The sequence below is a fragment of the Brevibacterium moorei genome (assembly GCF_024580735.1).
Lineage (GTDB): Bacteria > Actinomycetota > Actinomycetes > Actinomycetales > Brevibacteriaceae > Brevibacterium > Brevibacterium moorei.
In genome coordinates this window covers 56,306-82,825 of sequence record NZ_JANIJX010000014.1, presented here as the reverse complement: position 1 = coordinate 82,825, position 26,520 = coordinate 56,306, and the positions used below count along the sequence as shown (strand labels likewise).

Sequence of the window (26,520 nt, the reverse complement as noted above, 5' to 3'; positions counted from 1 at the left end):
CCACCGGAAGTCTCAGTCGCGCTCGAGTGCCCGGGTCAGAGTGTCCAGGCCGACCGAGCCCAGCGCCAGGGCCCTGGTGTGGAAGTCCTTGAGGCTGAACTCCCGGCCGGCCGCCTGCGCCTTGGCCCGCGCCGTGTCGCGGGCGGACTCCCACAGGCGCTGCCCGATCTTATAGCTGGGCGCCTGGCCGGGCCACCCCAGGTACCGGTCGAGTTCGTAGCGCAGGAAGTTCCGCTCCATCGCGACATTGTCGGTGAGGTACTTCCACGCCTTCTCGGCGTCCCAGATCCCGCCGCCGTATTCGGCAGGGGCCTTCTTGCCCAGGTGGACGCCCAGGTCGACGACGACCCTGGCCGCCCGCAACCGCTGCGAATCCAAGGTGCCCATATAGTTCCCGGGCTCTTCCATGAAGCCCTGTTCGGCCATGAACTTCTCCGCGTACAGGGCCCAGCCCTCTCCGTGGCCGGAGACCCAGCACAGATTGCGCCGCCACATGTTGAGGCGGTCCTTCATCTGCACAGCCGTCCCCAACTGCAGATGGTGCCCCGGCACGCCCTCGTGGTAGACGGTCGTGAGCTCCTGCCAAGTGGAGAACTCCTCGACTCCGGCGGGCACCGACCACCACATGCGCCCCGGCCTGGAGAAGTCATCGGTGGGACCCGTGTAGTAGATGCCGCCGGTGCCATTGGGCAGGACCATCGCCTCGATCCGCTTGAGGTCCTCGGGGATGTCGAAATGCGTGCCGTCGAGCTGCGCGATCGCCTGATCCGCGGTCTCCTGCATCCACGTCCGCAGGGCGTCGAGGCCGTGGATCTTGCGCGCCGGATCCGCATCCAGGCGCTCGAGTGTCGCGCGCACGCTCAGATCCTCGCCCGGGTAGAGCAGCTGCGCGACCCGGCGCTGTTCGGCGTCGAGTTCGGCCACCTGCTCCAGGCCCCACTGGTAGGTCTCGTCGAGGTCCACGCTCGCACCCAGGAACTCGCGGCTGTACAGGGCGTAGTCCTCCCGGCCCGCCGCATCCTGCGTGCGCGCGTGCGGCAGCACCGCGGTCTCCAGGAAGGTCTTGAAACCGGCATAGGCGCCCTTGGCCTGGGCCGCGGCATCGGCGAGCTCGCCGCGCAGGGCCTCTGGCACGGTCTCGCCGGAGACGAAGGCGTCGAAGGATCCGCCGGAGCGGGCCACCTCGGTGGCCTGGGCCATCACCGCGCGCACCTGGCGGACGGCAGGCGCCCTGCCGGCTGCGAGGGCGACTCGCAGGGACTCCTCGTAGCCGGCCAGGGCGCCGGCCACCGAGCGGAGTTTCCCGGCGCTGGCGGCCCAGTCGGCGGCGGTCTCGGTGGGCACCAGATCGAACAGATCGCGAATGTCCTGGGCGGGCGAGGCGATGTTGTTGAGCACGCCCACGTCGAGTCCGCGGGCGTGGAGCTCGCGTTCGACGCCCAGGCGTTCGCGCATCGCGTCGAGCGTCACCGCGTCGACGTCGTCGAGCTCGTCGCGGTGCGCGGCCTGTTCCCGGTCCAGGGCGGTCAGGGTCGCGGCATTGAGTTCGTCCACCGCGGCGGCTCCGGCCGGGGAATAATCGTCGAGGGCATGGGGGTCGCCCTCGACGCCCAGGGAGACGCGCAGGCCGGGCGACAGCGCCAGCATCCGGGCCGAGTAGTCCTCGGCTATCGCGTCGATGGGGGACGGGGTGCGAGTTTCGTCAGTCATAGTCGAAAGCCTACCGGCCCCCGCTGGGGTAGGGGAGTCGGTGCGCTGGTTCAGCCGGTGGACACGGCAGGTGGTCCCCGCCCCGGCTGATTAGACTGCCCGGGTGGATAGAGCGCGGCTGTGGACCAAGGACTTCAATCTCTCGCTGGTCGTCAGCCTGTTCCTCAGCCTTTTGTTCTACATGCTCATGACCTCCCTGGCCGGCTACGCGGCCGGGCGCTTCCACGCCGGGGCGGCCGTGGCGGGTCTGGCCTCGAGCGCCTATATCGTCGGGGCGGTCGCCGGCCGGATCGTCGTCGGCAAGTATATGGACTTCATGGGGCGCAAGCGCCTGCTGCTGATCGTCCTGGCGTCCTCGATCGTCCTTTCGCTGCTCTACATCGCAGCGGGCGGGGTGTGGCTGTTGATCCTGGTCCGACTGGTCCATGGGGCCGGCTACGGATTGGGCCACACAGTGCTTATGACGATCGCGCAGAGTCTGATTCCCGACTCCCGCCGGGGCGAGGGCACCGGCTACTTCGGTCTGGCCACATCCCTGGCCACGGCGGTCGGGCCGCTGTGCGCCGTGGCGATCACCGCGGCTGCCGGCTATGACTGGTTGTTCATCACCTCGGCCCTGGTCTCCCTGGGTGGACTGCTGGCGCTGCTGTGCATGCGAGTGCCCGAACGCACCCCCGGTGCCGAGGAGATCGCGGGGAAGTGGCGGCTGTCCGCGGCCAGCATCGTGGCCCCCGGCGCCCTGCCGATCGCCCTGGTGATGTTCTTGGCCGGAATGGCGTATTCCGGGGTGCTGACATTCCTCCAGCCGTTCGTCACGGCCCACGGCATGGCGCAGGCAGCGGGCTGGTTCTTCTTCGCCTATGCCTGCGCGACCTTCGCAGCCCGTCTGACGGTCGGCCGGATGCAGGATGCGCGCGGCGACAACGCGGTGGCCTATCCAATGCTGCTGGTCTTCGCGGTGGGCCTGGTGGTCCTGGCGCTCGCGCACGAGCCCTGGCAGATCGTGCTGGCGGGAGTCGCCCTGGGCGTGGGGTTCGGCTCGGTTATGCCGATCATGCAGACGATTGCCGTGCAGGCGGTCGGGCGCGCGCAGATCGGCGTGGCGATGGCGACCTTCTTCCTCATGCTCGACTTGGGCACCGGGATCGGCCCGCTCATCCTGGGCTGGGTCTCGGGTAGGGCCGGCGACCGGGCCATCTACGTCTGTGCGGCCGTGCTGATCGTCCTGGCGCTCGGCGTGTACACGGCGGTCCACGGCCGTGGACCCGGTCGTCGTACTCGAGGTTCCGGCACAGCGGGCGGGGGACCCGGCGCCTGAGGACCGGGACCCCCGCCGCGGTGCTTCAGTAGCGGCGGGCCCAACCACCGCGTGCCGGCCTGCCAGGGGCATGGATCCCCCTGGCAGGCGCTGCGAACACCCGCGGCGTGGCGGCCGGTGCCGGTGCCTGGCGCAACGCCACCGTGCGCCGTACGGTGACGAGGGCGGCGATGGCCGCTTGCTTGGCCAGGCGCCGTTCGAGCGCCGGGTCCAGGGATGCGGTGTTGGAGTCCTGTGCACCGGTCACAGCGGAATGTTCCCGTGCTTGCGCTCGGGCGCGGCCACATGCTTGTTGCGCAGTGCGCGCAGTCCGCGGACGATCCGGGCGCGGGTCTCGACCGGGGCGATCACCGCGTCGATGTAGCCCTCCTCGGCCGCCAGATAGGGATTGAGCAGGGCGTCCTCGTACTCCTCGACCAGGTCCGCGCGCACCGCCTCGACATCGAGGCCGGCATCCTGCGCATCCTTGAGCTTGCGGCGGTAGACGATGTTGGCGGCACCCTGTGCGCCCATCACGGCGATCTGCGCGGTGGGCCAGGCCAGGTTCAGGTCGGCGCCCAGCTGTTTGGAGCCCATCACACAGTACGCGCCGCCGTAGGCCTTGCGCGTGATCAGGGTGATCAGCGGGACGGTGGCCTCACCGTATGCGTAGATGAGTTTGGCCCCGCGCCGGATGATTCCACCCAGTTCCTGGTCGGTCCCCGGTAGGAAGCCCGGCACGTCGACGAAGGTCAGGATCGGGATGTTGAAGGCATCGCAGAAGCGGACGAACCGGGCCGCCTTCTCGCTGGCGTCGATGTCGAGGGTACCGGCCAGCTGCATCGGTTGGTTCGCGATGACACCCACCGTCTGTCCCTCGACCCGGCCCAGACCCGTGACGACATTCGGCGCGAACAGTTCGGAGGCCTCCAGGAACTCGCCGTCGTCGAGTACCGTGCGCACGACGTCGAGGATGTCGTAGGGCTGGGCGGGGGAGTCGGGCACCAGGGTGTCCAGGGCCTGATCCTCATCGGAGGCCTCCAAGTCGACCGGATACCCGGTGGCGGGCGCCGGATCCATATTGTTCCCCGGCAGGAAGCTCAACAGATCGCGCACATAGTTCAGTGCATCGGCCTCGTCGGCGGCCAGATAGTGGGCATTGCCCGAAACCGAATTGTGGGTCCTGGCCCCGCCCAACTCCTCATGGCCGACCTCTTCGCCGGTCACGGTCTTGATGACATCGGGACCGGTGATGTACATGTGACTGGTGCCGTCGACCATGATCGTGAAGTCGGTCAGCGCGGGGGAGTAGACCGCTCCACCGGCCGAGGGACCCATGATCAGGCTGATCTGCGGGATCACCCCGGAGGACTGGACGTTCCAGTGGAAGATCTCCGCGAACAGGGCGATCGATCCCACGCCCTCCTGGATCCTGGCGCCGCCGGAGTCGTTGACACCGATGATCGGGCAGCCCAGCTTGAGGGCCAGTTTCTGGACCTTGACGATCTTGCGGCCGTTGGCCTCGGCCAAGGAGCCGCCCAGGACGGTGAAATCGTGGGCGAACACCGCCACGGTGCGCCCGTCGATCGTGCCCAGGCCACACACCACACCGTCACCGTCGGGCCGGTTCGCCGCCATTCCGAACTGGGTGTTGTGGTGGCGGACGAATTCGTCTATCTCCTGGAAGGAACCCGCGTCGAGCAGCTGATCGATGCGTTCGCGGGCAGTCTGCTTGCCCTTGGCATGCTGCTTGTCGATGGCGGTCTGCTTGCCCGCATGGGCCAGCCTGCGCCGCTCGATGAGAGCCGCGAGTTTCGCCGCGGTGGTTTTCGGTGAGGATTCTGAACTCATGGCCTCCACCCTAGTCACGTACCCCCGCCGTTGTATGCCGCAGCCAAACCCATTAGGGTGATGTGGTGCACACAGTACCTGCTTCCTCGTATTTCAACGTGGATCGGGCCGTTGAACGCGCGCACGTTCGCGGTGCCGACCTGCCCAGGATCGTCTGGCCGGCGGAATCCGGTTCGACCAATGACGAACTCGCCGCCGCTCTGCAGGCGGATCCGAGCGCCTGGCCCGACTATTCCGTCTGGGGCACCGACCACCAGATTTCCGGTCATGCGCGGCTGGACCGGGTGTGGACGGTGCCGGCGCGCAAGGCGCTGACCGTTTCGGTGCCCGTGCGCATCCCCGCCGACCTGCCCATGACGGCACTGGGCTGGCTGCCCCTGATCACGGGAGCCGCCGTGGCGGGTGCGATCGGCGCCGCGGGCGTGGACGCCGGGGTCAAATGGCCCAATGACGTGCTGGTCGCCGGCAAGAAGATCTGCGGCATCCTGATCCGGATGGAACAGGTGGCAGACGAGCGCGTGGCGATCATCGGCATCGGAATCAATGTGTCGCTGGAGGCCGCGGAGCTGCCCGTGCCCACCGCCACCTCGCTGGCCCTGGCCGGCGGCAACACCGATCGGGAACAGCTCCTGGCCGATGTGCTCGGCGGCCTGCGCTCGGGCCTAGGAGAGCTGTTCGGCCACGCCACGGAGCTGTCCGAGCGCCGGTTGGGTGTGTCCGATCTTGCAGTGGGCCGCCGGGTTCGCGATACGATGCTCACCCTGGGCCGTGGGGTCAGGGTCGAATTGCCGGGTGGGCGCAGCCTCACGGGCCGGGCGACCGGTCTGGGCGCTGGCGGTGACCTGGTGGTGGAAACCCCGGAGGGGACCGGGGAGGTCAGTGCCGGCGATGTGATCCATGTCAGGGCGGATGCGAAAGGGGGCCTGCTGTGAGCGATGGGGCGCGGATGGACGACGAGGTGGCAGAGGCCGCCGCGGGGGAGCCCCCCGCCACCGGCTCGGGTGCCGTATCCCGGCTCGAGGACCGGCTGCTGGGCGGGAAGCGGGAACTGACGCGCAAGGAAGCGGCCGCCTCGGCCGGGGTATCGACGAAGATGTTGCGGAAGTTCTGGCGGGCCCTGGGCCTGCCGCGCATCCCGGATGGACAGGCCGCCTATACGCACAACGACGTTGCGGCACTGGCGGGGACGGCCACGATGGTCACCGATGGGATCGTCGACGAGGAGACCGCCGTCGCCCTGTTGCGCGCGGTGGGCCAGACCACCGACCGGTTGACGGTATGGCAGATGGAGACTCTGGTCGAGTACCTCAGCGACACCAAGGGCCGCTCGGAGAACGATGCCCGGGCCGAGGCCGTGGAGCTGTTTGATCGGCTGGTCGAACCCATGCAGAGCCTGCTCGACTACGCCTGGCGGCGTAATCTGGCCAATTCGCTGGGCCGTCTGTCTGTCAATGTCGAAGAGGGCCTGGCAATGGAGAATCGTACGGGCTGGTATGATTCGGCGATGCCCCTGGCCCGGGTGGTGGGTTTCGTCGACATGGTCTCCTATACCCGGTTGTCACAGCAGCTGGAGCCGCGTCAACTGGCATTCATGGTCAAGCGCTTCCAGGACCTGGCCTACAACGTCGTCGCCTCCGGCGGCGGCAGGGTGATCAAGACGGTGGGCGATGAGGTGTTCTTCGCCGCGGAGACGCCCATGTCCGGCGCGCAGATCTCCATGACGCTGATGGAGCGGATCCGTGCGGACGACCTGCTGCCCAAGGCCCGGCTGGGCTTCGCCTGGGGCAAGGTACTGTCCCGGATGGGCGATGTCTTCGGCTCCACGGTCAATCTGGCCGCACGGCTGACCGCGGTGACCGAACCAGGTACGGTCCTCACCGACTGGGACACCGCACAGGTGCTCGCCCGCTCGGACGCCTACGCCTTCGGTGCCCGCCGGGCGCTGAGCCTGCAGGGCCTGGGCGAGGTGAGCGTAGTGGAGATGACCCGTGGCACCGCCGGCGCCCTGGACCTGGACTTGGACGACGGGATAGGCGAGGAGCTCGGCGGTATCTGAGGCGGCGGGTTTAGAACAACGAGTCGGAATCGTCGTCGTGGCTGATGACCACGGCGTCCGAATCGTCATCGCGGGTCTGCGGGGCATCGGCCGGATCGTCCGGCCCCAGATCCAGGGGAGCGGTCGCCATGCCCCCGGTGGCCCGCGGACCGGTCGGCGCCTCCGGCACAGTGCCCTGTCCCAATGGAGTTCCCTGGCCGTCTCCGGTCACACCTGCCTCGGCCGACGCGGCGCCATCCGCGGCTCCGCCTGGCACCGTGCCGATCGCATCGATCTTCGACTCCAGGGGCGTACCCGAGGCGTCCCGGCGGGCGAGTTCGCCCGGCAGTTCCCTGGCCCCGCCGGCGGCTGCGGCGCCCTGCGGGGCGGGCCCGGCGAAGCCCAGGACGAGTTCGGTCTCCCCTTTGAGGAAGCGCTGGGCGCGTACCCCGGCAGTCGCCCTGCCCTTGGTGGGGAATTCGGCCAGCTCGCTGACCTTCACGCTGGGCTGCGCGGCGCCCGGGCCCTGCGCGATCGTCACAACCCGGTTTTCGGCGCGTGGATCGACCAGCTGGAAGGACACGACCTTGGCGCCGGCGCCCAGCTTGATGCCGGCCACCCCGCCGGCGCCGATGCCCTGGGCACGCAGCACATCGGCGCCGAAGGTCAACAGCTGGGCCGCTGAGGTGATGAAGACCGCCTGCCCGGCGCCCACATCGTCGAGCTGGCCGCAGCCGATCACCCTGTCGCGGCCCTTGAGCCCGATGACCTCCCAGTCGGGGCGGTTCGACGGGGGTTCGTGTCCGGCCACCCGTTTGACCACCCCGCCGGTCGTGCCCAGGATGAAATCGCGGCTGAAGTCGACGATGCCGATGAGCTTCTCCTTGGCCTCGAGAGTGAGGAACTCCGCGGCCCGCACCCCGCCGGCCACATTCGCCCGCGTGGCCTGAGCCGGCAGCTGGGGCAGCGAGACCACGTCCACCGGCAACAACCGGCCGGTCGAGGTGATGGCGCCCAGCGTGCCGCGGCTGGTGGTCCGCACCTGGGAGACCAGGGCATCGTGTGAGGCCCGGCGGCCGGTGTGCGGCAGTGGGCCCGAGGTGGTGGTCCGCGCGATCCTGCCGGAGGTGCTCAGCAGCACCCAGCAGGGCACATCGGGGATCGTCAGCTCAGCCTTGCCCTTCTTCCGCCCGGCCGCGGTGATCTGCTTGAGGTCGCCTGCGACCAATACGGTGCGGCGGGGGGATTCCAGGGCCGCCGCGGTCTCGCCCAGTTCATCGGAGACCATCCGGCGCAGCTTCTGCGGATCGGCCAGCACCCCGCTGAGGAATTCGATCCGGGCACGCAACTCATCGCGTTCGGCCTCGAGTTCGATTCGGGAGAACTTGGTCAGCCGGCGCAGCTGCAGGTCGAGGATGTAAGTCGCCTGGATCTCCGAGAGGTCGAAGACGTCCATCAGCCGGGTCCGCGCGGTCGCCGCATCGTCTGATCCGCGGATCAGCTGCACGACCTCGTCGATGTCGAGGATGGCCACCAGCAGACCCTCGACCAAGTGCAGGCGGTCCTGCGCCTTGTGCAATTGGAATTCGCAGCGGCGCCTCACCACGTCGATGCGGTGGCCGACGAACACCTGCAGCAGTTCCTTGAGTCCCAGGGTCCGGGGATGGCCGTCGACCAGGCAGACGTTGTTGATGCCGAAGGAGTCCTCCATCGGGGTCAGCCGATAGAGCTCTTCGAGCACGGCCTCCGGATTGAAGCCGTTCTTCACACCGATCACCAGGCGCAGGCCGTTCTTGCGGTCGGAGAAGTCGTCGATCGAGGCGATCCCGGTCAGGCGCTTGGCGTTGACCTGGTCCTTGACCTTCTCGATGATTTTCTCCGGGCCCACCAGATAGGGCAGCTCGGTCACCACGATGCCCTTGCGCCGGGCCGTGAGGTTTTCGAATCGCACCGTGGCCCTGGTGCGGAAGGTGCCGCGGCCGGACTCATAGGCCTCCCGCACCCCGTCGAGGCCGATGATCCGCCCACCGGTGGGTAGATCGGGCCCCGGCACGAAGCGCATGAGCTCGTCGAGCTCGGCGTCCGGGTGGGAGATGAGGTGCTGGGCTGCGGCGATGACCTCGCCGGGGTTGTGCGGGGCCATGTTCGTGGCCATCCCCACTGCGATGCCGGATGCCCCGTTGACCAGCAGATTGGGGAAGGCACTGGGCAGGACGTCCGGTTGGGTCAGGGTGTTGTCGTAGTTGGGCACGAAGTCCACGACGTCCTCGTCGAGGCCGGCGATCATCGTCATCGCCGCGTCCGTCAGTTTCGCCTCCGTGTAGCGGGCGGCGGCCGGCCCGTCGTCCAGGCTGCCGAAGTTGCCGTGGCCGTCGACCAGGGGAACGCGCATGACGAAGTCCTGGCTCAGGCGCACCAGCGCATCGTAGATCGCCGAATCGCCGTGTGGGTGCAGCTTGCCCATGACGTCGCCGATGATGCGCGAGGACTTCACATAGGGCCGTTCGGGCCGCAGCCCCATTTCGCCCATTTGGTAGACGATGCGGCGTTGGACGGGCTTCATCCCGTCACGGGCATCGGGCAGGGCACGTGAGTAGATGACCGAATACGCGTATTCGAGGAAGGACGTCTCCATTTCCTGGGTGACGTCGATATCGACGATCTTGCCGTCGGGGTGCGCTGCCATGGGTGATGACTCCTGCCTGAGCTTTAATCGAACAACGCTACTACTCTACCGGCAGGTACGGACACGTCGTCCGCCCGCGCCCCTCGGCGGCCTACAGACGGGGCGGGCGGACGGCGCCGGGGGCTCAGAGATTCATCCGGCGCCGCCGGGAATCCATCCGGTCGGAATCCGCGCTCAAGGTCACGGTGGCGGAGAGGATGGTGGGTTCGGCCGTGGTGACGGTGATCGGGCGCAGCGTGATCCGCCGGACCATCGGGAACCGATCCACCAGGGCCGACAGCCGGATGAGCACCAGTTCCACTGGGAACACATTGGCCACGGGCAGTCCCTTGTAGCCGAACAGGCGCGGTGAGGACCCCAATCCCCTGATCATCTGTGCGGCGTCCACATCGGTCAGCGGTGCCACCCGGTGGGCCACGTCGTCGAGCAGTTCCGCGGCGTCCCCGGCCAGGGCGAAGGACACCATCGGGCCCAACAGGGGGTCCTCGCCGGCGCGCACGATGCAGGGGGTGCCGGGTTCGGCCATGGTCTGCACATCGATCCGGTGGTCGGTGCCCGGAGACACCGCGTCGATGATGTCGATGATCGCCTGGTAGTCCTCCCGCAGTTCGTCCGGGTCCGAAACATCGAGCTTCACCGCGCCCAGTTCCACCCGGTGCCGCAGCTGACGGTGGAGGGGTTTGAGCGCTACGGGATAGCCCAGCTTCGCAGCGGCGGCCAGCGCCTCGTCGACGGATGCAGTGGATACCTGGGGCAGCACCCGCACCTGGTAGGCGCCCAACAGGCGGGCCACTTCATCGGGTTCCAGCCGGACCTCGGCCCGGTCCTCGGTGGCGCGGGCCAGGGCCGTTTCGATGACGGTGCGGGCCTCGCGCGTGTCGACGTCGTCGAGTTCCGGGTAGGTGCCGTGGTCCGAACCGCGCCAAACCGCGTACTCGGTCGCCCTGGCCAACGCCCAGACCGCGTTCTCCGGCCCCAAGTAGCTGGGGATCCGGTGGACCTGGAGGCCGCCGGTGGTACCCCGGGTGTAGGCGGTCAGCTCCCGGTTGAGCCCCTGAATGCCCATGAACACGGCCACTGTGGTCTTCTCCGACTTCGCGGCGACCTCGGCCAGGGTCTCCGCGATCGTGTTCTCCCGACCGGCCGCGCTGGGTACCAGGTTCACGACGACCGAGTCCACCGCATCATCGGCGTAGAGCGCGCGCAGTTCGGCCTCGAATTCCCCTGCCGTGACCTCCGGATGCAGGGAGACCGCCGGGCGCTCTACGCGCAGCCCCTCGGCCCTGGCCTGTTGGACGACCAGCGTCGACAGGGCGGCCGAATTGCCGATCACTCCGACCCGTCTGCCCGCGGGCAGGGGCTGATTCGAAAAGACCTGGGCCAGGTCGAACAGCTGACCGATATTGGCCGCGCGCAGCACACCGGCCTGGGCCAGCACCTGATCCAGGGCGGAGGGCGAAAGACTCGACACCCGCACCTGGTGGCCGGGGGGCAGTTCGCGCCCCGTCAGATCGGATTTGATGACGATGACCGGTTTGGTGCGGGTGACGCGCCGGGCGATCCGGGAGAACTTCCGGGGATTGCCGATCGACTCCAGGTACAGGCCGATCGTCTTGGTCTCCGGATCCTCCTCCCAATACTGCAGGACGTCATTGCCAGAGAGGTCGGCCCGGTTGCCGGCCGAGACGAAGGTGGAGATGCCCAGGCCCCGGTCCTTGGCCGCCTGCAGCATCGCGGTGGCCAGAGCACCGGACTGATTGAACAGGCCAATCGATCCGGGTTCGGGCACGATCGGCGAAAGGGACGCGTTCAGGGAGATCTCGGTCGAATTGTTGATCAGGCCGAACGAGTTCGGGCCGATCACCCGCATCCCATGGGACCTGGCCACCGCCACGACCTCGCGCTGGAGCTCGGCGCCGGCCGGGCCCTCCTCGGCGAAACCGGAGGAGATCACGGCGACCGCCTTGACCCCGTGTTCGGCACAGTCGAGTACGACGCCCTTGACAGCCTCGGCCGGGACCGCGATAACGGCCAGATCGACATCGCCGTCGATATCGGCCAGTGACTTCTCCGCGGGGATCCCGGCGACCTCTGCGGCCGAATGGTGTACCACGTGCAGTGATCCCCGGTAGCCGGCGGCGACCAGGTTGCGCAGCAGCAGGTTGCCGGCGCTGGTGCGCTTGCGCGAGGCCCCGATGACGACGACCGAGGCCGGGTGCAGCACGGAGCGCACGCTCAGTGCCTCCGCACGGTGCTCCCGCGATTCCTGCACCTGGATCGACTTCTCCGTCGGGTCGATCTCGAAGCGCACCGCCACGACACCGTCCTCGAACTCCCTGCTGACCTCGAAGCCGGCGGCGGCGAAGACCTGCAGCATCGAACGGTTCTGGGGCAGCACCTCGGCGGTGAACTGGGTGATCCCCACCTCACGGCCGATCGCGGCCAGGTGCTCCAACAGGATGGAGCCCAGTCCGCGGCCCTGATGGGCGTCGGCGATGTTGAAGGCAACCTCGGCGGAGGAGTCGTCGAGCCGGTCGAAGCGGCCGATCCCGATGATCTCTTCGCCGATCGTGATGACCAGGGCCACCCGGTCGTGGTAATCGACGTTGACGAAGCGCTGCAACTGCGCCTCGGGGATCACCGCCAGCGGGGCGAAATACCTCAGATAGATCGATTCGGCCGACTGCCTGGCGTGCATGTCCTGCACCGCCTGCGCGTCCTCCGGCACGATCGGCCGCAGATGGGCGGTCTGCCCATCGCGGAGAACGACATCGGCTTCCCAGTCCGCGGGGTATCTGTCCATGGGCTCAGCATATGCCGAATGCCACTGCCAAGCACGGGTCGGTGCCCCGGAGGGTCCGGTGCGCACATCCGGCATGAAAGAATATCCGCATGTCTGTGCCTACCGAGCTCATCCACGACCTGCAGAACACCGGGTACTATCCGCAGCTGACCCAGGACCTCATCGCAGAGGTCCTCTACGGGGAGGATGTGCTGGCCCACATCGTGCAGATGGACACGCACATCGACCTGGAATCAATCCACCGACACGTCACGGTGTTTGCGGTGACGGAGACCCGGCTGCTCCTGGCGCACGTCGATGACGATCAGGGGGAGGCGGGCCGGCCCGCGCAGGCCCTGACCAATACCGAGGAGATCGCCCTTGAACGGGTGAGCTGCGCGGTACTGGGCCGGGTCTACAATGAGCCCGCGCGCTATACTCCCGGCCAGCGCCCCATCGAGGTCTCGGTGAATCTGGCCTGGGGCAATGTCCGTCGCCTCGACGTGTACCCCGAAACCTGCGCCGATCCGGCTTGTGAGGGCGATCATGGCTACGCCGGATCCGAAGTGGGCGATGACGTCAACCTGCGGGTGGCGGCTCAGGCGGAGGGGCAGGCGGCTGTCGACCGAGCCGAACACTTCGCACTGACGCTCAAGCGCCTGGTCCACCGTGCCCGCCTGCTGAGTCGGCGGTCCTGAACATGGCACCGGCACCGGTGGGACTCACCCCACCCGACTATGCGGGGCCCCAACTGGCCGATGTGCTGCCGGCGGCGGCCCTGTCACTGGACGCGGGCTCGGTGTTGGCCCCGGAACGCGCCGCCCGCGCGGAGGCGCTGGAACCCGAGCGCGGCAAGCGGGTCGTCATCGTGGTCCTGGTAGACGGGCTCGGCGCCGTGCTGTTGCGCGAACGGGCCGCTCACGCCGCATTCTTGCGCCGGCAGCTGCCGCGGATGCGCGAGATCAGCGCGGGTTTCCCCTCGACCACGGCCAATTCCCTGACCAGCCTGGGCACCGGCCTGCCGCCGGTGGGCCACGGGGTGCTCGGCTACACCCTGTTGGACCCGGTCAGGCGTGTCGTGTTCAACCAGCTGACCTGGGACCGCGGCCCCGATCCGCGCACCTGGGTGGGCGGCGGCAGCCTGTTCGGGGAACTGGCCGGTGCGGGAATCGATGTGGTCAGTCTGGGCGAGCCCAAGTTCGCCGGGCGCGGACTCAACGGCTCCGCTCTGGGCGGAGGGCGCTTCCGCGGCTCGAAGACCCTGGGGGAGCGGGTCGCGCAGGCCAGTGCAGAGGCCGCCAAGCCGGGCCGGCGCCTGATCTACCTGTACTGGGGCGCGCTCGACAAGGCCGGGCACGGCAAGGGCTATGACTCCTTCGACTGGACGACGGCGCTGGAGGAGGCCGACCGTGAGCTCTCCCACCTGTCCCGGGTGTGCGGTGGAGACGTGCTCATGACGATTGTGGCCGACCACGGCATGGTCGACGTGGCCGAGGAGCAGCGGGTGGACATGGCGGGCGTGCCGGGTCTGCTCGACGGCGTCGAATTCATCGCGGGCGAGCCCCGGGCCCGTCACATCCACACGGTTCCGGGAGCGCAGGACGCGGCCGCGCAGGCGTTCTCCGAGCTGTTGGGGGACCGGGCGGCGGTTCTGCGCCGGGACGAGGCGATCGACGGCGGATGGTTCGGCCCCACCGGGACCCCGCTGGCCGACGAGGTGCGGGCCCGGATCGGCGACCTCGTCGTGGTGGCCGATGAGGGTCTGGGCCTGGTCGACTCCGGCCACGACACCCCGACGGCACTGCGGCTGATCGGCCAGCACGGTTCGGTCAGTCGGCGTGAGTTGTCCATTCCCTATATTCCGGTGGGATGAGCCGCCGGGTCCGAGACCTTAGAATGGTGTCGTGACTTTTCCAAGAATCGGTGTGATCGGCGGGGGCCAGCTGGCCCGGATGATGGCTCCAGCCGCAGAGGCCCTGGGCGTCGGATTCCATGTTCTCTCGGAGGCGCCGGATGCCCCGGCAGCCCAGGTGTCCTCCCAGGTGGTGGTGGGCGACTACCACGACTACCCGACGCTGGAGGCCTTCGCCTCCACCGTCGATGTCATCACCTTCGACCACGAACACGTTCCCACAGAGCATTTGGAGGCCCTGACGGCCGCCGGGCATGCGGTCCACCCGGGGCCGGCCGCCCTGGTCCACGCGCAGGACAAACTCGTGATGCGCGCCAAGATGGACGAACTCGGCCTGCCCAATCCGGCCTGGGCCGAGGTCTCCTCGGTCGCGGACCTGGAGGAATTCGGCTCCCGGATCGGGTTCCCGCTCATCCTGAAAACCCCGCGCGGGGGCTACGACGGGCACGGGGTGCGCGTGATCCACGCGGCCGCCGAGGCCGCCGACTGGTTCGCCGAAGCCGGGACGCTGTTGGCCGAACAGAAGGTCGACTTCACCCGTGAGCTCTCCGTGATGGTGGGCCGCTCGCCCTCGGGGCAGACCGCGGTGTGGCCGGTTGTCGCCACCTATCAGCAGGACGGCATCTGCAAGGAGGCGGTGGCGCCGGCACCGGGGATCTCCGCCGAGTTGGCCACGACGATCACCGCCGATGTGCTCAAGGTGGCAGGTGCCCTCGGCGTCACCGGGGTGATGGCAATGGAGATGTTCGAAACGGCCGAGGGCTACATCGTCAACGAATTGGCGATGCGCCCGCACAACACCGGGCACTGGACGCAGGACGGTTCGGTCACCAGCCAGTTCGAACAGCATCTGCGCGCGGTCCTGGACCTGCCGCTGGGGGATCCGGCGCCGATCGCGCCCGCGTGTGCGATGGCGAACGTGCTCGGCGCTGACCGCGACGATCTGTACCACGCCTATCTGCACGTGATGGCCCATGATCCTGCGGCCAAGGTCCACATGTACGGCAAGTCGGTGCGCCCGGGCCGCAAACTGGGCCATGTCAACGTCTGCTCCGATTCCGCTGCCGATGCGGTGGCCAGAGCCCGCCACGCGGCGGACTTCATCGCAGGAGTGGACACCAATCCCCACCCGGACCGGAAGGACCTCGCATGACCACGATGGATGATAAGCGGGCCGCGCCAGTCGTCGGCATCGTCATGGGCTCGGACTCGGACTGGCCCACGATGGCCGCTGCCGCCGAGGTGCTCGACGAGTTCGCCGTGCCCTATTCCGCCGAGGTCGTCTCGGCGCACCGGATGCCGCAGGACATGATCGCCTGGGGAGCGTCGGCTGCCGAACGGGGTCTGTCGGTCATCATCGCAGGGGCCGGGGGTGCGGCGCACCTGCCGGGGATGCTCGCCTCGGTCACCTCCCTGCCGGTGATCGGCGTGCCGGTGCCGCTGAAGTACCTCGACGGGATGGACTCCCTGCTGTCGATCGTACAGATGCCCGGCGGTGTGCCGGTGGCGACCGTGTCGATCGGCGGGGCCAAGAACGCCGGTCTGTTGGCCGCCCGCATCCTGGGCGCCGGGGTCGGGGGAGAGGCCGAACGGATCCGTGGGGCGCTCGATGACTACCGGGCGGGCCTGCGTGACAGTGCCGAGGCCAAGGGCCGGGCCCTCATGGCTAAACTGGGACGGTCTGACCCGCAGTGATCTCGGCCACGGCAGCCCGGCCGTGACCCGTGGATCAGCCAGGGGCGGAAACCATCCCCCGAGGAAAAGGATTCATATGTTCGATCTGTATCAGCTCAGCGAGGAGCATCAGGAGATCCGCGCGGCGGTGCGTGAAATCGTCGAGGAGACGATCGCCCCACATGCGGCGGCCGTCGACGCCGAGGCCCGCTATCCGCAGGAGGCCCACGATTCGCTCGTGGCCACGGACTTCTACGCTCCGCACGTGGGCGAGGAGTACGGCGGCGTCGGGGCCGACGCCCTGGCCACCGCGATCGTCATCGAGGAAGTGGCCCGCGGATGTGCATCCTCCTCGCTGATCCCCGCCGTGAACAAGCTGGGTTCGATGCCGGTGATCCTGGGCGGCGGCGATGAGATCAAGGCGAAGTACCTGCCGCGCCTGGCCGCCGGCGAGGGCTTCTCCTACGGTCTGTCCGAACGCGAGGCCGGGTCGGACACCGCCAGCATGAAAACCCGGGCACAGCGTTCGGGCGACGGCTGGGTGCTCAATGGCGTCAAGACGTGGATCACGAACGCGGGAGTCTCCGAGTTCTACACGGTCATGGCCGTCACGGACCCCGAGGGCCGCCGCGGCAACAACATCACCGCCTTTCTCGTGGAGAAGGGCGATGAGGGCTTCAGCTTCGGCGAGAAGGAACGCAAGCTGGGCATCAAGGGCAGTCCGACGCGCGAACTGTTCTTCGAGGACTGCCACATTCCCGCGGACCGGATCATCGGTGCCGAGGGCCAGGGTCTCAAACTGGCGCTGAAGACCCTCGACCACACCAGGATCACGATCGCGGCCCAGGCCATCGGCATCGCCCAGGGCGCCCTCGACTACGCGATCGGCTACGTCAAGGAGCGCAAGCAGTTCGGCAAGCCGATTTCCTCGTTCGAGGCGGTGCAGTTCATGGTCGCCGATATGGGCATGAAGCTCGAGGCAGCGCGGCAGCTGACCTATGTCGCCGCGGCCAAGAGCGAACGCCAGGATGCTGACCTGGGCTACTACGGTGCCGCCGCCAAGGCCTTCGCCTCCGATGTGGCGATGGAGATCACAACCGATGCGGTGCAGCTGCTCGGTGGGGCGGGCTATGTGCAGGACCACCCGGTGGAGCGGATGATGCGCGATGCGAAGATTACGCAGATCTATGAGGGCACGAACCAGATCCAGCGCCTGGTGATGGGGCGCAAGCTGCTGGGCTGAGAGGTTCGGCGGGGCGACACGCGCAAGGGCACTGGGAGTCGGCTCCCAGTGCCCTTGCGGCTTTGCCGATATCCTGAAGCGGCAGGTTCGAGCCAGGAGATGAGAAGACAGCCAGTGAACGAGAAACGCCGTGAACTCGTGTACGTCGATCCACTGCGCAATCCGCGCCATGCCCCCATCGGCATGCGGAATTGGCGCGGCTGGTTGTTGCTCATCTGCAGTGCCCTCCTGCCCGGCTCGGTGCAGTCGATCATCGGTGATCGACGGAAGGCCAGGATTCCGCTGCTCATCTCGCTGTTCTCCTGGGCGCTGATCGTTCTGCTCATCGTGGTGGCGCTCGTCTCACAGCGGGCCGTGCTGTCCTTCGCGTCCTCGGCGCTCGGGCTCATCGTCTTGATGGTGTGGCTGGCGGTGGCGGGTCTGAACTGGGTGCTGTGCATGCTCGACTCCGTGCGCCGGATCCGCATCGACAGCCTGGGCCGGCGTACCAAGCCGACCTTCCTGGCCGTCAGCCTGGTGTTGGTCCTGCTGGTGGGCGGGGGAGTCGCCTGGGGAGTCAACACGTTGAACTCCACCCGCAGTGCGCTCGGGGGGATCTTCGCCTCGGGTCCGGGTAAGAAGCCCGTTGACGGCCGCTACAACATCGCCCTGCTGGGTTCCGATGCGGGCAAGAAGCGCACGGGCGTGCGCCCTGACAGCCTGTCCGTGGTCTCCATCGAGGTGAAGTCCGGGCGCGCCGTTGTGATCGGTCTGCCCAGGAACATGCAGAACGTCCCGTTCCCCGACTCCTCACCGCTGCATGCGCATTATCCGCAGGGTTACAACTGCGGGGACGAATGCCTGATCAACGCGGTGTACCAGGAGGGGGAAGAACACAAGGACGAATTCCCGAACACCGACAAGGTCCCCGCGGGTGTGCAGGCCACCGAACAGGCGCTTTCGGGTGTGACGGGTCTGGATATCCAGTACTATGCGATGATCGATCTCAAGGGCTTCCAGAAGCTGGTCGACGCGATGGGCGGAATCCGGCTGGACTCGAACGTCCGGGTGCCGATCTCGAATAAGACGAACAAGGCCACCGGCAAGCACTACAAGCCGTTGGGGTGGATCGAACCGGGGAAGAACATCGAACTCGACGGGTACCATGCCCTGTGGTATGCCCGGTCCAGGGAGTTCGCCTCGGACTATGCGCGAATGACCCGACAGCGCTGTGTGCAGGAGGCCATGCTCAAACAGCTGGATCCGATGACCGTCGCTCAGCGATTCACCAAGCTGGCGGCCGCCGCTCCGGAGGTCATTTCCACCGACATCCCGCAGAACGAGGTCGGTGAGTTCGTGGACCTGGCGACCAAGGCCAAGGGGCACAAGATGGCGAAGCTGAATCTGGCTCCGCCCAAGGTCGTGCCGAAGCATCCCGATTTCGCCACGGTCCACGATATGGTCTCCACCGCCGTCGAGAAGGCCTCCGACAAGGGCGCGCAGGCACAGGGCAATGCCGATGCGCTGGGCCTCGATTCGGTGCAGGCGATGTCTGCTCGGGCCTCCGGCGCAGAGTCGGGCGGGGGCGAGGACCCCGACTCCGATGGTTCGGAGATCTGCTCGGTTCCCTGATCCCGCCCGACCTGCCCCGCGGGGTGTCCCCGCGTCCACCTTCACCCGATCGAAGGTGGACGCGGGGATTTTTTTCTGCCCGGTCGGGCCGCGGAATGACGGGGAACTACATCCGTGTAACTAGCAGGGAGCACAGAGATTGCAATGCGACACGCGGAAAAATATGTAACAATTTCACATTGTCGGGGATGATCGCAGCCGGCGGTGATCTCCGGACTGGCCAAATTTCTTCCCTGTCTTCCTCGAATAAGGCTAAATCTAATGAAAATCGCAATGACGACTGCGGCCGTTTGCGCTGCGGCTCTCGTGGTCTCCGGCATAGCGCTGGGGCCCGTTGCCGATGCCGCGGGTGCTGCTCGCCCGAGCTTCAACGAACTGTCTTTGACCGATGTCGACCACAAGGGTCTGCTGACCCCGGGCGCTCGGAACTCCTCGCCGGCCACGGCCGCCGTGTCGAAGAAGTCGACGACGAATATGCCAGGTGCGCTGCGCTCGACAACGGAGAATCGTCGGCTCAGCGCTGCGGAGTTCGGCGCCTCGGACACGGCACTGCAAGCGGCCGGCGAGGCCTTTGCAGCCGCATCGACATCCTTGAACTCCACCGCAGAAGAATCCGCACAGGACTCAGGCGCCGCCGGGCGGCCCGCGGAGCAGGGTCCGGGCGAGGGCCTGTCCGATGCCGGTTCCACCGCTCCGCGGCAGACGCCGCAGGCGCCGCGCACTCAGAACCCCGAGACGAAGCCCACGCCGAGCGCCGAGCCCAGCTCGGCCCCGAGCCCGTCGATCTCCGGTGATGTCGAACAGCAGACCGAAGACGGAATCAAGATCGCGGCCATCTCGGCGTCACTGAGCGTTCCGCGTGATCGGTCCTCGGTGGTCGGTGTCGTGGCCTCCGGCGCCAACGCCTCCAATATCGAGGTGCGAACCCAGTCGACCTCCGGTGGCTGGGGCGCCTGGACCGGCCTCTCATACGATCAGGGGGCAGACGGCGATCAGCGGGCCGGTACCGATCCCTTTGTCGTCTCGGGTGCCTCCGCTGTGCAGATGCGCATCCTGGGCTCCTCCGCGCCGGCAGACGCGAAGCTCGTCATCATCGATCCGAAGAAGACGGCGGCGGACCAGGCGGCGGTGAATGCCAACACTCCGGTGATCAACCAGAGCGCGACCACCCAAGCAGCCGAAGGGCAGACACAGTCGACCCGGCCGGATGAGCAGTCGGTTCCCGGCGCGGCAGTGGTGAACTCCTCCGGAACGGTGCAGGCGACGGGTTTCCCGGCGGGCACCTCACTGGGAGAGCAGGCGGCTGCCGTCGCCCAGGGCACCGCGGGTGAGGCCAGCGGCTCGGCCGGGGTGCAGAACGTGGCGGCCAAGGTGAAGAAGGTCGCCAAGCCCTCCATCGCCTCCCGCAAGGCGTGGGGTGCCAATGAGAGCATCCGCCGCAGCGGCCCGTCATATGCTGACTCGGTCAAGGCAGCGGTAATCCACCACACCGAGGGCTCGAACAACTACGACGCCGGTGATGTGCCCGGCATCATCCGCGGGATCTACACCTTCCACGTCAAGGGCCGTGGCTGGGCCGATATCGGCTACAACGTCCTGGTCGACAAGTTCGGCCGTCTGTGGCAGGGCCGCGCCGGCAATGTCGACCGTCCGATCATCGGTGCCCATGTGTCGAACTTCAACACGGGCACCTTCGGCATCTCCGTGCTCGGCACCTACATGAAGAAGGCGCCGTCGAAGGCGGCCCAGGTGGCCGTTGAGAATACAATCGCCTGGAAGCTGTCGAAGGACGGGGTCCCGGCCATCGGCAAGACCACCGTCAACGGCAAGCGGATCAACCGGATCGTCGGCCACCGCGATGTCGGCGACACAGACTGCCCCGGTGATGCGTTCTACGCGAAGATTCCGCAGATCCGCAAAGCGGTGGCCGCGATCCAATCGAGCGGCAAGCAGGCCAGTACCAACCCGATCACCTCGGGCGAGGCGATCCAGCAGGCGTACAAGGCCAATGCCAAAGCGCTGGGCGCGAAGGTCGGAGGCGAGACCAAGCTGGCAGGGGGAAGCTACCAGCAGTACAAGTCCGGCTTCATCACCTGGACCGCCAAGGGTGGGGCCAAGCTCATCACCGGTGAGATCGCCAAGGCCTGGAATGCCGAGGTCAGGAAGAGGATCGGACTGCCCGCGAACAATCAGGGGAAGTTGTCCGCGGGCCTGTACCAGACCTTCGCCTCCGGCTCGATCCACTGGTCGAAGGCAACCGGTGCCCACGCCACATCAGGGGCGATCAAGGCTCACTGGGCCAAGAAGGGATCCGAGAAGAGCCATCTGGGGTATCCCGCGGGCGATGAGCAGTGCGCCGGGGGAACCTGCACCCAGCGGTTCCAGGGCGCGACCCTGTTCTGGGCCGAGGGTGCCGGAGTGAGCGAGTTCTCCGCTGGGATGGCCGACGGCAACGCCCCACCGATATCCGGTGGCGCCGTCTCCACCGCGCCGTCTGCAGGCACCGGGGAAGGGTCTGCAGACAACTCGAAGAAGCCGGGGAAGAAGCCCGCGAAGAAGAAGGCGAAGAAGAGCGCGTCCCAGCGCGAGGCCGAGAAGCGCGCGGCGATCGTCAAGACCGCCAGGAAGTACGTGGGAGTGCCCTATGTCTGGGGCGGAACCTCTCCGACCAAGGGCTGGGACTGCTCGGGATTCGTCCAGTACGTCTATAAGAAGAACGGGATCAAGCTGCCGCGGACTTCGGGTCAGCAGAAGGCAGCAGGGGAAGTGATCCCGCGCTCTAAGGCGAAACCGGGCGATCTGATCTGGCATCCGGGACACATCACGATCGTGTCGGACAAGCCGGGAAAGCTCATCGACGCGGGTTCACGGCGTACCGGGACCAGTGAGCGCTCCTCGAAGTTCATGTTCAACTCCGGCGGAGTGGTCATCCGGGTCATCTGAGCGAGCCGGTAAGCAGATCCTGCGGGGCGCACCGATTCGGGTGCGCCCCGCTTGTGCATTCACCCGCGCGCAATCTGGAGCTCTCCGGTCCCCGCAGGCTTTTGACATGGTGTTCACCCGGCGTTCAGGGCCGGCGGGTTAGGCTGTACGAAGTAAGCCGTCCGCGATTTCAAAGGGGATCCATGCACCTCCTTCAGGGAGCCGTTCGCACCTACGAGTGGGGTGACGTCCGGGCGATTCCGGAGCTGCTGGGCAGACCGGTGACGGGCGAGCCCGTTGCGGAGTACTGGCTGGGCACCCACCCCCTTGCACCGACCAGGTGCCCGATACCGGTCGGCGCGAGCGCCTCCCCGGCCCCCGACACTCTGGCGGTTGCGCTCGACCTGGCAGGTGACGATCTGCTCGGTTCGGCACATCTGGAGCGCTTCGGCACGCGACTTCCGTTCCTCCTCAAACTCTTGGCGGCCAACCGGGCCCTGTCGATCCAGGTCCATCCCGATGCCGCGACCGCCCGCGCCGGGTTCGACCGGGAGAATGCCGCCGGGATCGACCTGGACGATCCACGGCGGACGTTCAAGGACCCGTGGCACAAACCCGAAATGGTCACGGCGCTTTCCGAGTTCGAGGTCCTGTGCGGCTTCGCGGACCCGGCCCTGACGGCCCCCGTGTTGCACGGTGCGGCCGGTGCCGCGGCCGAACTCGGGCGCCCGGAGGCCTCCGGCCTGCTGCGCGAATGGGCCGGGGCCCTCGACTCCGGTGCCACGGCCGAGGCCGGGCTGGCCGCTGCGCTGCGGCTGTTGTTCTCCCGTCAGGACGAGTTCGGGGCCCTGGGATCCCTGCTGCCCGAATTACTCGAGGTGGCCGGCAATCGGGATGCGGCCTCGCTCACCGATCGCCTGGCCGTGGATTATCCGGGAGACGTGGGCGTGTGCCTGGCCCTGCTGCTCAACCATCTGCGACTGGCTCCGGGAGAGTCCCTGGCGCTGGAGGCGGGGGTGCCACACGCCTATGTACACGGATTGGCCGTGGAGATCATGGCGTCCTCGGACAATGTGGTCCGTGGCGGCCTGACCTCCAAACACGTCGATCCCCGGCTGTTGTGCGAACTGGTCGACTATCGGCCCGGGCCGCCGCCGGTGGTGCCAGCCGGCGTGGACGGCCCGGCCGTGGCGGACTTCGCCCTGCACCGGTTCGCCGGCGGGACGGAGCTGATCGCGGGTCCTGCCATCGTGTTGTGCACCAAAGGCGCCGCGGAGCTCCGGGCCACCGCGCAGGAACTGCCCGTGCTGCAGGGGCAGGCCGCGTTCATCGGCCATGCCGAGGGCCCGGTCACGGTGACGGGGTCGGGGGAGCTGTTCATCGCCACGTCCGGCCCCTCCGGCGCCTGAGCCATTCCCCGGGGCAGGGTGACCGGGGCTCAGGCCGCGGCGGTCAGGACGCCCTGCGGGGTTCGGGGGAGTTCGGTGGGCACTGTCAGATCCGCTTCGGTCGCCCGACGGATCTCGTCGACCGTGACGCCGGGGGCCGCCTCGACAAGGGTGAAGCCCGTGCTGTCCACATCGAAGACCCCCAGATCGGTGATGATGCGCGAGACCACCCGTTGCCCGGTCAACGGCAGTGAGCAGGCGGACTTGAGCTTCGGCGATCCGTCCTTGGCCACGTGCTCCATGATGACGATGACGCGCCGGGCCCCGTGGACCAGGTCCATCGCCCCGCCCATGCCCTTGACCATCTTGCCTGGGATCATCCAATTGGCGATATCGCCATTGGCGGCGACCTGCATGGCGCCCAGCACGGCCACGTCGATCTTGCCGCCGCGGATCATGCCGAAGCTCGTCGCCGAATCGAAATAGGACCCGCCGGGGTTCATCGTGACGATCTCCTTGCCCGCGTTGATCAGGTCGGGATCGACCTCGTCGGCGCGGGGGTACCGGCCCACTCCCAGCAGCCCGTTCTCGCTCTGCAGGACGACGTCGACGCCTTCCGGCAGGTAATTCGGCACCAGGGTGGGCAGGCCGATGCCCAGGTTGACATAGGATCCGTCGGCCAGTTCCAGTGCGGCGCGCGCGGCCATCTGTGTGCGTGTCAGTGCCATCTCAGTCCTTCGTCAGCGTCATGTTCTCGATCGGTTTATCGGCCACCTGTGCAGGTGTCAGGGGCACCACGCGGGTGACGTAGACGCCGGGCAGATCGACATCATCGGGATCGATCATGCCCGGTTCGACCAGCTGTTCGACCTCGGCGATCGTGATCCTGCCCGCCTGGGCCGCCGGCGGGTTGAAGTTCCTGGCAGAGGCGTGGAAGACCAGGTTGCCGTGCCGGTCGCCCTTGGCCGCGCGGACCAGCGCGAAGTCAACCGGCAGCGACTCCTCGAGCACATAGGTCTGTTCGGCACCGAAGGTGGAGAACGTGTGCGTCTCCTTCGGCGCGGAGGCGATGACGACCTCGCCGTGGGAATCGTAGCGCTGTGGGATGCCGCCGGTGGCCACCTGGGTGCCGGCGCCGGTGATCGTGTAGAACGCCGGGATCCCGGCGCCCGCGGCGCGCAGCTTCTCCGCCAGAGTGCCCTGCGGGGTGAGTTCCACGGTGAGTTCACCGGCCAGGTACTGCCGCGCGAACTCCTTGTTGACTCCCACATAGGAGGCGATCATCTTGCTGATCTGGTGGGTTTCGAGCAGCAGGCCCAGTCCCCGTCCGTCGACCCCTGCGTTATTGGAGACGGCGGTCAGGTCCTGCGCGCCCTGGTCCCGGATCGCGCGGATGAGGTATTCCGGGACGCCGACTACGCCGAACCCGCCGACGGCCAGGCTGGCCCCGTCGAAGACGTCCGCCACTGCTGCTGCGGGTGTTGAAACAACTTTGTCCATGTTCGCCATTCTGTCATGCGGCGTCGACCGCACATGTCGGTCAGTGTGCCGTGCGTGCCGAACCCAGGCCGATCACTCCGGTCCCCAGCCGGCCGAGCAGGGCGAGCAGTTCGGCGTCGGTGCCGGGAACGTCGAGGACATCACCGGTGTCAGCCTCCGGGTCCAACGGTGCGGTCCGGGCGCCGGTCAGGGTGAGCTCGTGGACGGTGCCGCCGACGGGCGCCCAGGACAGGGTGCGCAGCGGCGGCAGGACGGCCGTATCGGGGTGGGCGCGCATGGCGCTGACCGCGTCGGTGAAACCATCGGGGACCTCGACGTCGAGGGCCAGGGGCGCTGTGGGGTAGACGAGCACCTCGTCTGCTGCGGCGGTTGCCGGTGTGTCCGCGCAGGCCTCCTCGGCCAGTGCCAGGTGGGCCGGATAACCGTCCAGGGCGGCGGGCTGCGCGAGCGGGCCGGTGAAGATCACCGGCGCGCCGATCGCCCAGGCGGCCAGTGAGAAGCTCAGGGAGCGCCAGTGCCAGGTACCGTCCGTGACAACGAGGAGTGGCACCCGGGGCCCACAGCCGAAGTCGCGGAGTAGGCCGGTGGCCTTGTACACCCAGTTGGCGATCACCGCTCCGGTGGGTTCCAGCATGGCGCCGTCGGCTCCGTGCCAGGACACTGCGGGTCCGCTGTGGCCCGCGATGCGGCCGATCAGCTGTGCAAAGTCGGTTGGGACCGTCATGCTCGCTCCTATTCGCTTGAATGTCACTGCATTCCTAAAATGGTCTGGGAACTCCCAGCAAATGGCATATATAGTGCTGACTCATTCGTTGAACACAATATGTTGTGGTCACACCGAGTTTTGAATCAAAGGTGTGTTCTATTACCCCACGTGTCGGTGAATAAAATAGCAAAGTGCAGCTTGACTCATGGGTAATGACACACGTGTAATTCTAGGCAGGGGAATACATGAGTGCCCGCAACGAGCCACCTGGGGAAAGGGGAAGCACGTGAGCACGGAGGACAATGTGCAGCGCAATCACGAGCTCGACTACGACCTGCTCGGATCGATCACCGGGCCCACCGTCGAGGACAGGATCGCAGGCGACTGGTCTGCGGATCCGGTCACCGAGCCTGCGCGCCGGTCCGACCCGCTGCAGATCGACCCGGTCGAACTGGTGCCGCTGCAGGCTGGTCCCGATGCGTCCGTGGTCAGTGTGCCCAACCCTCTGCAAAGGCTGCTGAGTGAAGAGCTGCGCGGGCCGGGGTGGCAGGAGCTGGCGCTGTGCGCCCAGACCGACCCCGAGGCGTTCTTTCCGGAAAAGGGCGGTTCGACGCGCGAGGCCAAGAAGGTCTGCGGTTCCTGCGAGGTCCGCATGGAGTGCCTCGAGTTCGCGTTGGAGAACGACGAGCGCTTCGGAATCTGGGGCGGTCTATCGGAGCGCGAACGTCGGGCGCTGAAGAAACAGGGCGGGATCGACAGCCTGCGCTGACGGGCTTCAGCGGCCGCGGGTCTCAACGGCCCAGGAGTTCCTCGGCTGAGAAGGAGCACAGCCCGGCCGCCTCCTGCGCCAGGGCGAACAACAGTGCCTCCCTGAGTTCGAGCGGGTCCGCGGCGGCCAGCGCCGGGGCACGATAGATGACGATCGTGTGTCCGCCCTCGGCCCGGGCGTTGAAGGTCGCGGCCAGCCGTGGTTCGGCGGCGGTGGGGTCGGGTAGGAAATCGACGGCCAGCACCACGCGGTCGAGCTGCCCGGCTGCGCGTGCGCGCAGTTCGTCGAACAGACTGCCGGCCATCCGTGCGAAATGCGCGGCGCGGCTGCGTTTGGCGGGCACGGGGGCCGCGAAGAGCTCGGTGCGCAGGCCGCGGCCGTGCCTGTCGCGCGGATGGGATCGGGACACAGGCCGATTGTAGGCGATGTACTAG

Annotated in this window: 21 protein-coding genes; 12 read left to right on the top strand and 9 right to left on the bottom strand. The window is 67.6% G+C overall.

Features of this window, described 5'->3' with window-relative positions:
• Window positions 1-12 precede the first annotated feature (12 nt).
• Window positions 13-1,710 (bottom strand): DUF885 domain-containing protein, encoded by a 1,698-nt coding sequence (locus tag NQ034_RS10385; protein WP_257048723.1) that lies wholly within the window; start codon window positions 1,708-1,710, stop codon window positions 13-15.
• A 103-nt stretch (window positions 1,711-1,813) separates the two neighbouring features.
• On the opposite strand from NQ034_RS10385, the gene NQ034_RS10380 reads away from it, so the two are divergent.
• Window positions 1,814-3,028, top strand: a complete 1,215-nt coding sequence (locus tag NQ034_RS10380; RefSeq protein WP_257048722.1) for an MFS transporter — start codon at window positions 1,814-1,816, stop codon at window positions 3,026-3,028.
• 25 nt (window positions 3,029-3,053) lie between these two features.
• Here NQ034_RS10380 and NQ034_RS10375 read toward each other — a convergent pair whose 3' ends face one another.
• Window positions 3,054-3,275: a hypothetical protein gene (locus NQ034_RS10375; RefSeq protein WP_257048721.1), complete on the bottom strand. Its 222-nt coding sequence runs from the start codon at window positions 3,273-3,275 to the stop codon at window positions 3,054-3,056.
• Window positions 3,272-4,858, bottom strand: a complete 1,587-nt coding sequence (locus tag NQ034_RS10370; RefSeq protein WP_257048720.1) for an acyl-CoA carboxylase subunit beta — start codon at window positions 4,856-4,858, stop codon at window positions 3,272-3,274. Before NQ034_RS10370 ends, NQ034_RS10375 begins: the two co-directional genes overlap by 4 nt.
• 65 nt (window positions 4,859-4,923) lie before the next feature.
• On the opposite strand from NQ034_RS10370, the gene NQ034_RS10365 reads away from it, so the two are divergent.
• Together NQ034_RS10365 and NQ034_RS10360 are read left to right on the top strand one after the other, a co-directional pair.
• On the top strand, window positions 4,924-5,790 hold the full coding sequence (locus NQ034_RS10365; protein WP_257048719.1) for a biotin--[acetyl-CoA-carboxylase] ligase: 867 nt from the start codon (window positions 4,924-4,926) through the stop codon (window positions 5,788-5,790).
• A complete protein-coding gene (locus tag NQ034_RS10360) occupies window positions 5,787-6,914 on the top strand; it encodes an adenylate/guanylate cyclase domain-containing protein (protein WP_257048717.1) in 1,128 nt (375 codons plus the stop codon). Before NQ034_RS10365 ends, NQ034_RS10360 begins: the two co-directional genes overlap by 4 nt.
• A gap of 10 nt (window positions 6,915-6,924) precedes the next feature.
• Here the strand turns inward: NQ034_RS10360 and NQ034_RS10355 are convergent, their stop codons facing one another.
• Both NQ034_RS10355 and NQ034_RS10350 read right to left on the bottom strand, forming a co-directional pair.
• Window positions 6,925-9,579 (bottom strand): DNA gyrase/topoisomerase IV subunit A, encoded by a 2,655-nt coding sequence (locus NQ034_RS10355; RefSeq protein ID WP_257048715.1) that lies wholly within the window; start codon window positions 9,577-9,579, stop codon window positions 6,925-6,927.
• A 124-nt stretch (window positions 9,580-9,703) separates the two neighbouring features.
• The gene (locus tag NQ034_RS10350) at window positions 9,704-12,382 is read right to left on the bottom strand and encodes a bifunctional acetate--CoA ligase family protein/GNAT family N-acetyltransferase (protein WP_257048714.1); all 2,679 of its coding nucleotides are present in this window, start codon (window positions 12,380-12,382) and stop codon (window positions 9,704-9,706) included.
• A gap of 89 nt (window positions 12,383-12,471) precedes the next feature.
• On the opposite strand from NQ034_RS10350, the gene NQ034_RS10345 reads away from it, so the two are divergent.
• The 8 genes from NQ034_RS10345 (at window position 12,472) to manA (ending at window position 23,132) form a co-directional block, all read left to right on the top strand.
• Window positions 12,472-13,059, top strand: coding sequence for a DUF5998 family protein (locus tag NQ034_RS10345; RefSeq protein WP_257048713.1), 588 nt, complete (start codon window positions 12,472-12,474; stop codon window positions 13,057-13,059).
• 2 nt (window positions 13,060-13,061) lie between these two features.
• Entirely contained in the window at window positions 13,062-14,234 is a 1,173-nt protein-coding gene (locus NQ034_RS10340) for an alkaline phosphatase family protein (RefSeq protein ID WP_257048712.1), read from the top strand.
• A gap of 31 nt (window positions 14,235-14,265) precedes the next feature.
• Window positions 14,266-15,426: a 5-(carboxyamino)imidazole ribonucleotide synthase gene (locus tag NQ034_RS10335; protein WP_257048710.1), complete on the top strand. Its 1,161-nt coding sequence runs from the start codon at window positions 14,266-14,268 to the stop codon at window positions 15,424-15,426.
• Entirely contained in the window at window positions 15,423-15,968 is a 546-nt protein-coding gene (gene purE, locus NQ034_RS10330; RefSeq protein WP_257048708.1) for a 5-(carboxyamino)imidazole ribonucleotide mutase, read from the top strand. The genes NQ034_RS10335 and purE overlap by 4 nt, the downstream gene beginning before the upstream one ends.
• 76 nt (window positions 15,969-16,044) lie before the next feature.
• On the top strand, window positions 16,045-17,190 hold the full coding sequence (locus tag NQ034_RS10325; protein WP_257048707.1) for an acyl-CoA dehydrogenase family protein: 1,146 nt from the start codon (window positions 16,045-16,047) through the stop codon (window positions 17,188-17,190).
• A gap of 114 nt (window positions 17,191-17,304) precedes the next feature.
• A complete protein-coding gene (locus NQ034_RS10320) occupies window positions 17,305-18,801 on the top strand; it encodes an LCP family glycopolymer transferase (protein ID WP_257048706.1) in 1,497 nt (498 codons plus the stop codon).
• 261 nt (window positions 18,802-19,062) lie between these two features.
• Entirely contained in the window at window positions 19,063-21,744 is a 2,682-nt protein-coding gene (locus NQ034_RS10315) for an NlpC/P60 family protein (RefSeq protein ID WP_257048705.1), read from the top strand.
• 182 nt (window positions 21,745-21,926) lie between these two features.
• Window positions 21,927-23,132 (top strand): mannose-6-phosphate isomerase, class I, encoded by a 1,206-nt coding sequence (gene manA, locus NQ034_RS10310; RefSeq protein WP_257048704.1) that lies wholly within the window; start codon window positions 21,927-21,929, stop codon window positions 23,130-23,132.
• A 29-nt stretch (window positions 23,133-23,161) separates the two neighbouring features.
• Here the strand turns inward: manA and NQ034_RS10305 are convergent, their stop codons facing one another.
• Genes NQ034_RS10305 through NQ034_RS10295 form a run of 3 tightly spaced genes read right to left on the bottom strand, consistent with a single transcriptional unit; the run spans window position 23,162 to window position 25,335 of the window.
• On the bottom strand, window positions 23,162-23,839 hold the full coding sequence (locus tag NQ034_RS10305) for a CoA transferase subunit B (protein ID WP_257048703.1): 678 nt from the start codon (window positions 23,837-23,839) through the stop codon (window positions 23,162-23,164).
• Between the two features lies 1 nt (window position 23,840).
• Window positions 23,841-24,611, bottom strand: a complete 771-nt coding sequence (locus tag NQ034_RS10300) for a CoA transferase subunit A (protein ID WP_257048702.1) — start codon at window positions 24,609-24,611, stop codon at window positions 23,841-23,843.
• Between the two features lie 40 nt (window positions 24,612-24,651).
• Window positions 24,652-25,335, bottom strand: a complete 684-nt coding sequence (locus tag NQ034_RS10295) for a hypothetical protein (protein WP_257048701.1) — start codon at window positions 25,333-25,335, stop codon at window positions 24,652-24,654.
• A 268-nt stretch (window positions 25,336-25,603) separates the two neighbouring features.
• Between NQ034_RS10295 and NQ034_RS10290 the strand changes: the two genes are divergently transcribed.
• Window positions 25,604-26,086, top strand: a complete 483-nt coding sequence (locus NQ034_RS10290) for a WhiB family transcriptional regulator (protein ID WP_373456763.1) — start codon at window positions 25,604-25,606, stop codon at window positions 26,084-26,086.
• Between the two features lie 22 nt (window positions 26,087-26,108).
• On the opposite strand, the gene NQ034_RS10285 is transcribed toward NQ034_RS10290, so the two are convergent.
• Window positions 26,109-26,495, bottom strand: coding sequence for a hypothetical protein (locus NQ034_RS10285; protein WP_257048699.1), 387 nt, complete (start codon window positions 26,493-26,495; stop codon window positions 26,109-26,111).
• Between the last annotated feature and the right edge of the window lie 25 nt (window positions 26,496-26,520).

Coding starts and splice junctions, on each gene's coding strand:
- NQ034_RS10305 (WP_257048703.1), bottom strand. CDS start 23,839: ATGGCACTGACACGCACACAGATGGCCGCGCGCGCCGCACTGGAACTG.
- NQ034_RS10325 (WP_257048707.1), top strand. CDS start 16,045: ATGTTCGATCTGTATCAGCTCAGCGAGGAGCATCAGGAGATCCGCGCG.
- NQ034_RS10350 (WP_257048714.1), bottom strand. CDS start 12,382: ATGGACAGATACCCCGCGGACTGGGAAGCCGATGTCGTTCTCCGCGAT.
- NQ034_RS10355 (WP_257048715.1), bottom strand. CDS start 9,579: ATGGCAGCGCACCCCGACGGCAAGATCGTCGATATCGACGTCACCCAG.
- manA (WP_257048704.1), top strand. CDS start 21,927: ATGCACCTCCTTCAGGGAGCCGTTCGCACCTACGAGTGGGGTGACGTC.
- NQ034_RS10385 (WP_257048723.1), bottom strand. CDS start 1,710: ATGACTGACGAAACTCGCACCCCGTCCCCCATCGACGCGATAGCCGAG.
- NQ034_RS10315 (WP_257048705.1), top strand. CDS start 19,063: ATGAAAATCGCAATGACGACTGCGGCCGTTTGCGCTGCGGCTCTCGTG.
- NQ034_RS10370 (WP_257048720.1), bottom strand. CDS start 4,858: ATGAGTTCAGAATCCTCACCGAAAACCACCGCGGCGAAACTCGCGGCT.
- NQ034_RS10345 (WP_257048713.1), top strand. CDS start 12,472: ATGTCTGTGCCTACCGAGCTCATCCACGACCTGCAGAACACCGGGTAC.
- purE (WP_257048708.1), top strand. CDS start 15,423: ATGACCACGATGGATGATAAGCGGGCCGCGCCAGTCGTCGGCATCGTC.
- NQ034_RS10300 (WP_257048702.1), bottom strand. CDS start 24,611: ATGGACAAAGTTGTTTCAACACCCGCAGCAGCAGTGGCGGACGTCTTC.
- NQ034_RS10340 (WP_257048712.1), top strand. CDS start 13,062: ATGGCACCGGCACCGGTGGGACTCACCCCACCCGACTATGCGGGGCCC.
- NQ034_RS10295 (WP_257048701.1), bottom strand. CDS start 25,335: ATGACGGTCCCAACCGACTTTGCACAGCTGATCGGCCGCATCGCGGGC.